Source organism: Streptomyces kryoterrae (genome assembly GCF_054072135.1).
On record NZ_CM133358.1, the window covers coordinates 7474943 to 7486624 of the forward strand.

14 protein-coding genes are annotated in these 11682 nt (G+C 69.6%); 7 read left to right on the plus strand and 7 right to left on the minus strand.

Annotated elements, in window-relative coordinates; translation table 11 throughout:
• Window positions 1-66 precede the first annotated feature (66 nt).
• Entirely contained in the window at window positions 67-228 is a 162-nt protein-coding gene (locus ACW4TU_RS33130) for an ArsR/SmtB family transcription factor (RefSeq protein WP_457419219.1), read from the plus strand.
• A 10-nt stretch (window positions 229-238) separates the two neighbouring features.
• Here the strand turns inward: ACW4TU_RS33130 and ACW4TU_RS33135 are convergent, their stop codons facing one another.
• Window positions 239-475, minus strand: coding sequence for a DUF6243 family protein (locus ACW4TU_RS33135; protein ID WP_457419221.1), 237 nt, complete (start codon window positions 473-475; stop codon window positions 239-241).
• 100 nt (window positions 476-575) lie between these two features.
• Between ACW4TU_RS33135 and ACW4TU_RS33140 the strand changes: the two genes are divergently transcribed.
• Both ACW4TU_RS33140 and ACW4TU_RS33145 read left to right on the plus strand, forming a co-directional pair.
• Entirely contained in the window at window positions 576-1247 is a 672-nt protein-coding gene (locus tag ACW4TU_RS33140; RefSeq protein ID WP_457419223.1) for a TetR/AcrR family transcriptional regulator, read from the plus strand.
• Window positions 1248-1412: 165 nt separating this feature from the next.
• Window positions 1413-2162, plus strand: coding sequence for a bifunctional DNA primase/polymerase (locus ACW4TU_RS33145; protein WP_457419226.1), 750 nt, complete (start codon window positions 1413-1415; stop codon window positions 2160-2162).
• A 34-nt stretch (window positions 2163-2196) separates the two neighbouring features.
• Here ACW4TU_RS33145 and ACW4TU_RS33150 read toward each other — a convergent pair whose 3' ends face one another.
• From ACW4TU_RS33150 to efeO, 4 genes are read right to left on the minus strand one after another with little or no spacing between them, the layout of a single operon-like run.
• A complete protein-coding gene (locus ACW4TU_RS33150; RefSeq protein WP_457419228.1) occupies window positions 2197-3240 on the minus strand; it encodes an SCO2278 family lipoprotein in 1044 nt (347 codons plus the stop codon).
• Window positions 3188-4072: an iron uptake transporter permease EfeU gene (gene efeU / locus ACW4TU_RS33155; protein WP_457419230.1), complete on the minus strand. Its 885-nt coding sequence runs from the start codon at window positions 4070-4072 to the stop codon at window positions 3188-3190. Before efeU ends, ACW4TU_RS33150 begins: the two co-directional genes overlap by 53 nt.
• A gap of 5 nt (window positions 4073-4077) precedes the next feature.
• Complete coding sequence (gene efeB / locus ACW4TU_RS33160; RefSeq protein WP_457419231.1) at window positions 4078-5391, minus strand: iron uptake transporter deferrochelatase/peroxidase subunit; 1314 nt, start codon at window positions 5389-5391, stop codon at window positions 4078-4080.
• 18 nt (window positions 5392-5409) lie between these two features.
• Complete coding sequence (gene efeO, locus ACW4TU_RS33165; RefSeq protein ID WP_457419233.1) at window positions 5410-6549, minus strand: iron uptake system protein EfeO; 1140 nt, start codon at window positions 6547-6549, stop codon at window positions 5410-5412.
• A gap of 464 nt (window positions 6550-7013) precedes the next feature.
• On the opposite strand from efeO, the gene ACW4TU_RS33170 reads away from it, so the two are divergent.
• A complete protein-coding gene (locus ACW4TU_RS33170; RefSeq protein WP_457419235.1) occupies window positions 7014-7658 on the plus strand; it encodes a PhzF family phenazine biosynthesis protein in 645 nt (214 codons plus the stop codon).
• 157 nt (window positions 7659-7815) lie between these two features.
• Here the strand turns inward: ACW4TU_RS33170 and map are convergent, their stop codons facing one another.
• The gene (gene map / locus ACW4TU_RS33175) at window positions 7816-8673 is read right to left on the minus strand and encodes a type I methionyl aminopeptidase (RefSeq protein ID WP_457419237.1); all 858 of its coding nucleotides are present in this window, start codon (window positions 8671-8673) and stop codon (window positions 7816-7818) included.
• A 60-nt stretch (window positions 8674-8733) separates the two neighbouring features.
• On the opposite strand from map, the gene ACW4TU_RS33180 reads away from it, so the two are divergent.
• Window positions 8734-8964, plus strand: coding sequence for a hypothetical protein (locus ACW4TU_RS33180; protein WP_457419239.1), 231 nt, complete (start codon window positions 8734-8736; stop codon window positions 8962-8964).
• A gap of 100 nt (window positions 8965-9064) precedes the next feature.
• On the opposite strand, the gene ACW4TU_RS33185 is transcribed toward ACW4TU_RS33180, so the two are convergent.
• Window positions 9065-9667: a hypothetical protein gene (locus tag ACW4TU_RS33185; protein ID WP_457419241.1), complete on the minus strand. Its 603-nt coding sequence runs from the start codon at window positions 9665-9667 to the stop codon at window positions 9065-9067.
• Between the two features lie 142 nt (window positions 9668-9809).
• Between ACW4TU_RS33185 and ACW4TU_RS33190 the strand changes: the two genes are divergently transcribed.
• Both ACW4TU_RS33190 and npdG read left to right on the plus strand, forming a co-directional pair.
• Complete coding sequence (locus ACW4TU_RS33190) at window positions 9810-10886, plus strand: sialidase family protein (protein ID WP_457419243.1); 1077 nt, start codon at window positions 9810-9812, stop codon at window positions 10884-10886.
• Between the two features lie 36 nt (window positions 10887-10922).
• Window positions 10923-11648 (plus strand): NADPH-dependent F420 reductase, encoded by a 726-nt coding sequence (gene npdG, locus ACW4TU_RS33195; protein ID WP_457419245.1) that lies wholly within the window; start codon window positions 10923-10925, stop codon window positions 11646-11648.
• The last annotated feature ends 34 nt before the right edge of the window (window positions 11649-11682 follow it).

Sequence of the window (11682 nt, forward strand, 5' to 3'; positions counted from 1 at the left end):
TGTGGCTGCCGCGCACCCTGGCCCGGCGGCCCTCGCGGTCCCCGCGCCACCCGTGAACCAGCCCAGGTGTGGGACCTCTCACCACCGGAGGTTTCCCGCCATCTCGCCGTCCTGTGCCGCACGGACCTGCTCGCGGCCCGCCGGCACGGTCGTCATGTCCGCTGCACCGTCAGTCCGCCCGACCTGACGGTGCTGGGAACCGACCTGCTGGTGGCCGTACTGCGCTGAGGAGCTTCGGTCACTCGGTCGCCGTCGGGTCGGCCTTGTCCGACGCAGGTCCCTCTGGAGTGCCTTCCTGTGTGCCCTCCTCCTCGGCACGCTTCTCCTGCAGCTTGCGCACCAGCTCCCGTTTCTGGGCCTGCGGGTCCGTCCCGCCGCCGGTCTGCTTGCCCCGGCCGCCGCCGCGCAGGGCGTTCTTGCCCAGGTTGCTGCGGGTGCCGCCCACTCCGAGCATGTTTCCGCCACCTCGTGCCATGAGACATCTCCTTCGGTTCTGACGATACGTATCGTCTCGTTCGGTACGATCTCACCCTGAGGCGAGACGCTCCGTCTTGTCAACCTGATAAATTGCCGAAATGGTCCAGAAGCCCACCCCAGGCAAACCCGCCCCAGCCAAACCCGGCCCCGACTCCACCCGCCGCAGTGAGAAGTCCCGCCGTGCCATCTACAGCGCGGCGCTCGCGCTCGTCGGTGAGGTCGGGTACCAGAAGACGACCATCGAGGGCATCGCCGCCCGGGCCGGTGTCGGGAAGCAGACCATCTACCGGTGGTGGGCCTCCAAAGGGGACGTGCTCATGGAGGCCTTCGTCGATCTGAGCGAGCAGGCCGCCGAAGCCGCTCAGCCCGGGCGACAGTACGCCATCCCCGACACCGGTGATCTCGCCGCCGACCTCAAGGCCGTACTGCGCGCCACCGTCGACGAACTGCTCGACCCCGCGTTCGAGGTCCCCTCCCGCGCCCTCGCCGCCGAAGGCCTCGTCAATGAGGAACTCGGCCGCAGGTACGTCGCCCGGCTGCTCGAACCCTCCCTCCAGCTCTACGTCCAGCGACTGCGCGCCGCCCAGGACGCGGGGGAGGTGCGGGCCGACGTCGACCCCCGTATCGCCCTCGAACTCTTCGTCTCCCCGCTCGCCCAGCGCTGGCTCCAGCGCACCGGACCGATTTCGTACGAGTACACGGACACCCTCGTCGACTACGCCCTGGGCGGGATCGCCGCACCCGGCAACGGCAGGAGCCGGAATGGCTGAAAATGGTGGGTGGTAAATCCTGCTAATCGACCTGAAAACGGTTCATCCCACTCCCCGTACGCCTCGTCCCCCCTACCCCGGATGTCGGCTCCGGCCTCTCGCACCGCAGGATGGTGGGAGCATGGAGCAGGCTGTCCGCACAACAGCAGCGAGGCGAGGCGATACATGAGCGCGGAGTTCGGCGGTAGTACGACAGGCTGGCAGGGAAGGATCTCCCAGTGGCTGCGTGGCGGCCGTACGAATGCCCGGGAGGACGCCGCCACCGCCGCCGAGAGCGGGCGCCGTGAGGAACTGCTGCTCGCCGTCGCCCGTGCCGGACTGCCCCTCGCGCCCGCCGCGCACCCCTCCGCCTACCGGTGTTCCTGCGACCGCGTCGGCTGTCCCACGCCCGCCCGGCACCCGATCTCCTTCGCCTGGCACACGCAGTCCACCACCGACCGCGCCCAGATCGAGCGCTGGGCCAGGCACCAGCCGCAGGCCAACTTCATCACCGCGACCGGCATAGTCCACGACGTCCTCGACGTGCCCCTCGAAGCGGGCCGCGAGGCGCTGGAGCGGCTGCTCGGGGCCGGGATCGAGGTCGGACCCGTCGCCGAGAGCGACGACGGACGGCTCCTGTTCTTCACCCTCACGCGCGGCACCCCCGACGACGAGGACGAGTGGTGGCCCTGCGAACTGGACTGCCACCCCGAGACCATGGACGAGCATCCGGGCCTGCGTTGGCACTGCCGGGGCTCCTACGTCCTCGTACCGCCCGCCCGGTTGCCCGGTGAGCAGGGCGTGTACTGGGTGCGCGGACCGGAGTTCGCCCTGCCCGACCCGCTGAGCCTGCTCGAAGTCCTCACCGACGCCTGCGCCCGGTACGCCGGCGAGGAGCCCGACCACGCCACCGCGGCCTGGCCCCACCGCAACTGAACTGCCGCCTGACAAGGCGGAGTTCCTGCCGGAGTTACTCGCCCTGCGCCGCCGTCAGACCCTGGATGCGGTTCAGGAACTCCACACTCTGGTTCGCGGCACCCTTCCCCGGGTCCAGCACCACCTGGTTCGACACGAACTCCAGGGTCAGCGACTGCTTGATCTCGCCCGTCGTCAGCGCCAGCACACTGTCGCTCTGCGCCGGGATCGACGTGCCCAGCGCGGCCGTCTGCTTCTCGTAGTGGTGCGTGGCGAAGAAGACGAGCGCGCCGCCGTCCGCCGTCCGCAGGCCCAGCGGGACGAAGTCGCCCTTGCCGAGCGGCTCGTCGATGTACTGGGTGACGAGCCCGGGCTTGGTGGCGCTCTTCTTCCGCTGCTCCACCCAGCCGCTCGTGTGCACACCCGGCGCGAAGACGTCGCCGCCGCCGTTCGTCAGATAGGTCGCGTAGTCCGCGCTCAAGTCCTTGGGGGAGACGGCGAGTTCGGCCGAGTTCGCCGTCACCGGCTCCGCGAGGCCGTCCTTGTCCGTCCTGAACACCGGCACGTCGGCCGGGTCGAGGAGCGTCAGATACGCCACCGCCCACGGCTCGGCCACGTTGCTGCGCGTGAACACCAGCAGCCAGCGTGCCTCGTTGCCCTTGTTGGCGTCGGCGTTCGCGACGAACCAGCGCGGCCAGCCCGCCTTCTTCGGGATCGTGAACCGGGTGTCCGTGAACTCCAGCGGTACGTACGACGGGTTGCCGGCCGGGCTGACCTCGTGACCGGCGTCCAGCCGGGCCGCGTCGATCGCACCGAGGGCGCCGGTGACGTAGTCGGCGTCCAGGGCACGGTCGTACGCCCTGTCCGCCTTGTTGTACGCCGCCGTGAAGTCCTTCAGCGCCTCGGCGGCCTCCGTCGGGGTCGCCGCCGGGAGCACCTCGCGCTCCCCGTGCACCACGACACAGCCGCTCGCGGCCAGGGCCAACACGGTCACCGAGGCCGCTGCGAGGACGCTCCGGTCAAGAAGACCCCTAGGCCTTCGAGGCCTACGAGGCGTTTGTGGACTCCGAGGGCTGCGACCCCTGCTCACCGTGCTCATCAGCTGGCTTCACCTTCCCCTTCCCGGAGGCGAACCCTACCGGGGCGAGGAAGAGCGCGAGCGTCGGGACCAGGTACAGCGCCCACACCGTGACCTGGAGGACGGTCGGGTCCGGCTGGAAGTTGAGGACGCCCTTGAGGAGCGTGCCGTACCAGCTGTCCGGCGGGATCGTCGAGCTGATGTCGAAGGCCTTGTTCGTCAGGCCGGGCACCCAGTCGGCCTCCTGGAGGTCGTGGAAGCCGTAGGCGAGGACGCCCGCCGCGACCACGACCAGCATGCCGCCGGTCCAGGTGAAGAACCTGGACAGGTTGATCCGCAGGGCGCCCCGGTAGAAGAGGTAGCCGAGCAGGATCGCCGTCGCGATGCCCAACAGCACGCCGATCAGGGGCCCTTCGGTGCCGTCGCTGGACGCCCGCACCGACGCCCACACGAACAGCGCGGTCTCCAGGCCCTCCCGGCCCACCGCCAGGAACGCGGTCGCGACCAGCGCACCCGTGCCCATCTGGAGGGCCGCGTCCAGCTTGCCGTGCAGCTCCGACTTCAGATGCCGGGCCGTACGCCGCATCCAGAAGACCATCCACGTCACCAGACCCACGGCGACGATCGACAGTGAGCCGCCGAGCGCCTCCTGCGCCTCGAACGTCAGCTCCTGGGAGCCGAATTCGAGCGCGCAGCCGAAGCCGAGGGCCAGCGCGACGGCGACCCCGATGCCGATCCAGATCGGCTTGAGGGCATCCCGGCGGTCCGTCTTCACCAGGTAGGCGATGAGGATGCAGACGACGAGACTGGCTTCCAGACCCTCGCGCAGACCGATCAGATAGTTCGCGAACACGGCGCCTACGCCTCCTTGGAAAACAGTGCTCGGCCCCACCAGTCGTCCTTGTCCCGGACGCCCGGAGGGATCGCGAAGACCGCCGAACCCACGTGCTGGATGTACTCGTTGAGCGCGTCGGTCGCGAGGTTGCGCTGCACCGGGATGAAACCCTTGCGGACGTCCCGCATGTAGGCGAGGAAGAACAGGCCCGCCTCCAGGCGGCCGAGACCGTCCGTGCCGTCCGTGAAGGAGTAGCCGCGGCGCAGCAGTGTCGCCCCGTGGTTGGAGTCGGGGTGCGCGAGCCGGACGTGCGCGTCGGGCTTCATCGCCTTGAGGAACGGCTCGTCCCGCTCCTTCGCCTTGCCGACCGGGGCGCCCTCACCCTTGTCGCGCCCGAAGATGTCCTCCTGCTCCTGCAGCGACGTCCGGTCCCAGGGTTCGATGTGCATCCGGATGCGTCGCGCGACGAGATACGAACCCCCTTCCATCCAGGCCGAGTTGTCGTCGGTGTCCGCGCCGTCCACCCACACGAACTTCTTCAGCCGGGCCGTCTCGGTGCCCGCGATGTTGCGGGTGCCGTCCTTGAAGCCCAGCAGGTTGCGCGGGGTCTGCTCCTCGGGGGTCGTCGACGACGTCTTGCCGAACCCGAGCTGCGACCAGCGCACCGAGACCTTGCCGAAGCCGATCCGGGCCAGGTTGCGGATCGCGTGCACCGCGACCTGCGGATCGTCCGAGCACGCCTGTACGCACACGTCACCGCCGCTGCGGTTCCGGTCGAGGTTGTCGCCGGGGAACTGCGGCAGATCGACCAGCGCGTCGGGCCGCCGGTCCGCCATCCCCAGCTTCTCGAACAGATTGGGCCCGAAACCGATCGTCAGCGTCAGCCGCGACGGCTTCAGCCCCAGCGCCTCACCGGTGTCGTCCGGCGGAGCCTCGGCAAGACCGCCGTACGCGCCCTCGCCGACGGTCTGTCCGGCGGTCATCCGCCGGGCCGCCGCCGTCCACTCCTTGAGCATCTGCACGAACTCGGCGCGGTCGTCCGTCGCCAGGTCGAACGCGGCGAAGTGCAGCCTGTCCTGCACCGGCGTCGCGATCCCCGCCTGGTGGGCGCCGTGGAAGCCGACGGCCCCGCCGGCATCGGCGGCGACCGTCTGCACCTCGTCGCTGCCACGGGTCACCGCCACCGCGCTTCCGGCCACGACGGCCCCGAGCGCGAGCCCGGCCCCGCCCCAGCCGATCAGCGCGCGCCGCGAGGTACTGCCTTCGGTACCGCTTTCAGCCCTGCCTTCGGTACTGACTTCAGCACTGCTTTTGGTTGTCTCCGGTGTCTCCGTCATGACAGTCGGTCCCCTCTCCTACTTCACGACGGCGGCGGCGAGCTTGGACAGCGGCTCGGCGAGCGAGTTCACCGCGTCCGAGAGCTGCTTGCGGTCGGCCTCGCCGACCTTGTCGTACGAGGTGAAGTCGTACGAGTTCTTGTCCGTGCGGTACTTGTCGAGCAGCGTGTTCAGGGCCGCGAACTGCTTGTCCAGCTCCGTGACCAGCGCCGCGTCGTTCTCCTTCGCTACCGGCTTCAGCAGCTCGTACGACTGCTCGGCGCCCTCGACGTTGGCCTTGAAGTCGACCAGGTCGGTGTGCGAGTAGCGCTCCTCCTCGCCGGTGACCTTGCCGGTGGCGACCTCGTCGAGGAGTTCCTTGGCGCCGTTGGCCATCGAGGTCGGAGTGATCTCGGCCTTGCCGACCCGCTTCTGCCAGTCAGTCAGGTCGGTGATCAGCTCGGCGGCGAGGGCCTTGTCCTCGGCGGTGATCTTCTTGTCCTCCCAGAGGGACTTCTCCAGGCGGTGCCAGCCGGTGAACTTCTGGCCGGCCTCCAGACCGTCCGCGCGGACGTCGACCTTCGGGTCGATGTCTCCGAACGACTCGGCGACCGGCTCGGTGCGCTCCCAGCCGATACGGGAGGGCGCGTACGCCTTCTTCGCGGCTTCGAGGTCGCCGGCCTTGACCGCCTCGGCGAAGGTCTTGGCGAGCGGCAGCGTCGCGTCGGCCTGCTCCTGCGCGTACTTGCGGTAGGCGGCGACGGCCGCGTCCAGGCGCGGGTCGCGCTTGGCGACCTTGCCGCCGGTGGCCTTCACGGCCTGACGGATGCCGTCGCCCTTCATACCGGGCTTGCAGGCGATCGTGTAGTCGCCGGCCTTCACCTCGGCGGTGACCTTCTGCTTGGTGCCGGGGCCGATGTTCTCGCGCTCGGTGACGATCCGGTCGTCCGGGAAGAGGACGTAGACCTCGGTGACCTTGGAGCCCTTGTTCTCGATGGCCAGTTCGACGTGTCCGGCCGGGAACTCCTTCTTCGAGACCTCGCACTTGTCGTCCGTCGCGGTGACGCTGATGACCCGGTCGCCGCTCCCGGAGCTGCCCTTCTCCGTGCACCCCGTGACGGCTGCCAGGGCCGCCGCGGTGGCGGCGGCGGTGACGACGGAGAGTCTGACGGCTCGCATGCGGGCTCCTGAGAATCGCGAGTGGCGAAAAAACGACGTGTCCGGGCTCACACAGGTTTGGTGAGGCGGCCCTAACTTACCTAAGGCTTGCCTCAGTGATACCCGGGTAATCGGTGATTCACCTCTCATGGGCGGTGGATGGGCACGCCCCGATCACGGACACTTAATGGTGATCTAAAGGAAACCTAAAGCAGACCCCATGCACAGGCAACGCACAGGTCAAGTGTGACGGATCGACGAGATCAGGACAGGTCCGGTACTACGGGCTCCACGACGTCGCTGCGGCCACGGCGAGCGGCGGTGTGACCGGTGGATCTCGCGGCCGCCCGTGCGGATTCCGGTGGGTGCTGGGTTCGGATGCAGTGGTTACGGTGGCGGCGGGCGCGGGTGTGGCGTGGCGGTACGACGTCGGTGTACCGACGCGTAGTTGGTGACCTCTGCCACCTGGGTGTTTGAATGCGCGCGTGACTGACTACGACGTACTCCGCGTCTTCTGCGCGCCCAACGGGGGATACGGCAACGAACTGGCCGTGGTCCGTGAGGGCTCCGTCATGCCGGAGCGGAGCGAGCGGCAGGCGTTCGCGGCGAAACTCGGCTTCAGCGAAACTGTGTTCGTCGACGACCCCGAGCGCGGGATCATCGACATCTACACGCCCACCCTGCGCCTGCCCTTCGCCGGTCACCCCTGTGTCGGTACGGCCTGGCTGCTCGACGTACCCGAACTGGTCACGCCCGCCGGACTGGTGGGGGCGCGGCTGGACGGGGAGTTCAGCTGGATCGAGGCGCGGGCGGAGTGGGTGCCGGCGCGGACGTTGCGGCGGTACGGGTCGGCCGCGGAGGTCGACGCGCTGGCGGTGCCGCCGGCGGGGGAGTGGATCTACGCGTGGGCCTGGGAGGACGAGGCGGCGGGCCGGGTGCGGGCCCGCGCCTTCCCCGGGCGCGACGACGGGATCGCGGAGGACGAGGCGACGGGGGCGGCGGCGTTGCTGCTCACGGACCAGTTGGGCCGGGCGCTCAACATCACGCAGGGCAAGGGGTCGCAGATACTCACGGCGCCGCAGCCGATGGGGTGGGTGGAGGTCGGGGGGCGGGTGTTTCTGGAACGCTGAGTTTCCGCACGCCGGAGGGACTGAATCTCAGCCCGTCCCGGCGATTGTCAATACTTTACCGACGGTCTGTCGGCAAAGTGGCGGAAGCGTACCCGGACACGCGGCGAGCCCGCCCCCGGAAGAGGACGGGCTCGCGTCGCCTGGCAGGCTGGGTGGGCTACGGCAGTGTCAGGATCTCCGCGCCCGAGTCCGTCACCACGAGCGTGTGCTCGAACTGGGCGGTGCGCTTGCGGTCCTTCGTGACGACCGTCCACCCGTCGTCCCACATGTCGTAGTCGTACGAGCCCAGCGTCAGCATCGGCTCGATGGTGAAGGTCATGCCGGGCTGGATGAGCGTCGTGGCGTGCGGACTGTCGTAGTGCGGGACGATCAGCCCGGAGTGGAACGACGAGTTGATCCCGTGCCCGGTGAAGTCCCGGACGACGCCGTATCCGAAGCGCTTGGCGTACGACTCGATGACCCGGCCGATGATGTTGATCTGGCGTCCGGGCCTGACCGCCTTGATCGCCCGGTCCAGGGACTCACGGGTGCGCTCCACCAGCAGCCGGGACTCCTCGTCGACGTCCCCGACCAGGTACGTCGCGTTGTTGTCGCCGTGCACCCCGCCGATGTACGCCGTCACGTCGAGGTTGACGATGTCGCCGTCCCGCAGCACGGTGGAGTCCGGGATGCCGTGGCAGATGACCTCGTTGACGGACGTGCACAGCGACTTGGGGAAGCCGCGGTAGCCGAGGGTGGACGGATAGGCGCCGTGGTCGCACATGTAGTCGTGTGCCACCCGGTCCAGCTCGTCGGTGGTCACGCCGGGCGCGATGAGCTTCGCGGCCTCCGCCATCGCCCGCGCGGCGATCCGCCCGGCGATCCGCATCGCCTCGATCGTCTCGGGCGTCTGCACCTCCGCCCCGGTGTACGGGGTCGGCGCGGGCTTGCCGACGTACTCGGGGCGACGGATGTTCCCGGGCACGGAACGGATGGGAGAGAGCTCCCCTGGTACGAGCAGTGACTGGCCAGACATACCAGCGAGTTTAACGAGCCCTGGTGGGGGACGATGACCCTGGTGAAAGGAGTCCGAACCATGGCCCTGTTCAAGAAGCGCACGGTCGGCAAACCGGGCGAGTGGTACTACTGCCTGGAGCACAAGAAGGTCGAGGAGGGCCCGGACTGCCCGGGCAAGGACCGCTTCGGGCCGTACGCCACCCGAGTGGAGGCCGAACACGCGATGGAGACGGCCCGCGAGCGCAACCTCCAGTGGGAGAACGACCCCAAGTGGCACGATGCGCATGCGCGCGGCGAGGACGAGGACTGAGGGATCCGGCCGGTCAGGGGTCCGCAGGTCGGGCGGCCCCTGGCCGACTTCCGTCTATGGGAACCCGAAGCTGGTGACTGGCCCCGGCGGTCGGCTGCTGTTACCAGCGGGATGGCGGCGGTGCCGTCAGGACGTCCGCCAGCCGGGCCAGACGGTCACGGAAACCCCGCCGTCCCCGGCCGACAGGCACCGCGTTCTCCCCGGCCGCCGCGCTCACCAGGTGCTGCACGGTGTCGAGGTCCAGCTCCAACCCATCAGGCACCGCCAGCGCCTCATGAGCCATCGACACCAACTCCCCCTCGCCCGACCCCAGCACCAGCACCTTCGCCCCACCCCGCCGAGCGGCATGAACCCGCTCCAGCAGAGCGCCGCCCACCCCCTCCGGCGCCACCACCAGCAACGTCTCACCCCGGCGCGCCGCCTCGATCCGCCCGAGCCCGACCGACAGCCGCCCGGGACCGGACGCCCGCGGGTCATGCCGTACGAGCGTCGGGGCCAGCTCGGGCGTCCCCGACCACGTCGCCTCGTCCACCAGATGCGCCGCCAGGTGCCACGGCTCGTACGCCGGCGTCCCCACCAACAGCAGGCCGCCTCCGTACGACACCACGGACCCCCGTAAAGTTCCCGCGAACCTCCGGGTGGCCCCCAACCACTCGGTTCCAGCGAGCACTTCGCGCAGCAACGCGACCCGTACGGCGTCCATGACCGCGCATCCTGCCGCAACAGGCAACCCAGGGCGCTCTCTTCACCATGTTTTCGCCCAACATGGGTAAGAACCCGGACCACTGCCCGTACGGACAGTCACAGCCAGAGCCACCGTCACCACTCACAGCGAGGAGCCGCACATGACAGTGGAGACAAGCATCCCCTTCTGGTCCGGCCAGGAGGGCTACGCCAGCTACCGCATTCCGGCTGTCGTCGTCACCCACGCAGGCACCGTGCTCGCCTTCTGCGAGGGCCGGGTCGACTCCGCCTCGGACCACGGTGACATCGATATCGTCCTGAAGCGGTCCACGGACGGCGGGCGCACCTGGGGCCCGCTCAGCACCGCCGCCACCAACGGCGGCAACCTCGCCGGCAACCCGGCCCCCGTCGTCCTCGACACCGGCCGCATCCTGCTCGTGTACGTCCGTGCTTCGGGCACGGTGACCGAGAAGGACATCCTGCTCGGCAACGTGTCGGCCGCCGAAGGGCGCCGCGTCTGGGTGCGCCACAGCGACGACGACGGCGTCACCTGGTCCTCCTCGGTGGAGATCACCGCCCAGGTGAAGAACCCGGAGTGGCGCTGGTACGCCACCACCCCCGGCCACGCCATCCAGCTCAGCACCGGCCGGATCGTCGTCGCCGCCAACCACACGATCCCGCCCACCGGCGCGGACCTGGGCAACGAGGCCCGCTACAACAGCGGCCACTGCCTGCTCAGCGACGACCGCGGCGAGACCTGGCGCATCGGGTACCTCGACGAGAACACCAACGGCTACATCAACGTCAACGAGACCACCGCCGCCGAACTCCCCGACGGCCGCGTCTACTTCAACACCCGCAACGACTCGCCGTCCCCCGGCAACCGCGCCGACGCCCACTCCACGGACGGCGGCCGGACCCTCGTCAAACCCTTCCGCCCGCAGGCCGGCCTGTCCGCCCCCATCTGCCAGGGCAGCGTGCTGCAGATCCGCGACCCCGACCTGCTCCTCTTCTCCGGTCCCGCCGATCCCGCCGCCCGCGCCCTGATGACCATCCGCGCCTCCACCGACGCCGGCACCACCTGGCGCCCGGTGGACACGGTGAACGGCCTGCCCGCCGCCTACTCCGACCTCGTTCGCGTCGACGCCGACACCGTCGGACTGCTCTTCGAGACCGGCGACTTCGGCCCGTACGAAAGGATCTCCTTCCGCCGGGTCCCCGTGACCCAGCTCACCTGAGCCCATGGTCCCCAGGTACAGACGTAAAGTCGGCCCATGACCTCTACCGACAGTGCACAGACCCCGGCCGCGACCCCCGCGAAGGTTCCCGCGAAGGACCCCTGGGACCTTCCCGACGTCTCCGGGCTCGTCGTCGGCGTGCTCGGCGGGACCGGGCCGCAGGGCAAGGGCCTCGCCTACCGGCTCGCCAGGGCCGGACAGAAGGTGATCATCGGGTCGCGCGCCGCCGACCGCGCCCAGGCCGCCGCCGACGAACTCGGCCACGGTGTCGAGGGCGCCGACAACGCCGAGACCGCGCGCCGCAGCGACATCGTGATCGTCGCCGTGCCCTGGGACGGACACGGCAAGACCCTCGAATCCCTGCGCGAGGAACTGGCCGGCAAGCTCGTCGTCGACTGCGTCAACCCGCTCGGCTTCGACAAGAAGGGCGCCTACGCGCTGAAGCCGGAGGAGGGCAGCGCCGCCGAACAGGCCGCCGCCCTGCTGCCGGACTCCCGGGTCACGGCCGCCTTCCACCACCTGTCGGCCGTACTGCTCCAGGACCCGGCGATCGAGGAGATCGACACGGACGTGATGGTCCTCGGCGAGGAGCGGGCGGACGTGGAGATCGTGCAGGCCCTCGCCGGCCGCATCCCCGGCATGCGCGGAGTCTTCTCCGGCCGGCTCCGCAACGCCCACCAGGTCGAGTCGCTGGTCGCCAACCTGATCTCCGTCAACCGCCGCTACAAGGCCCACGCGGGCCTGCGCGTCACCGACATCTGAGCGGATGGGGGACACTGGACGCCGTGAACCGGTG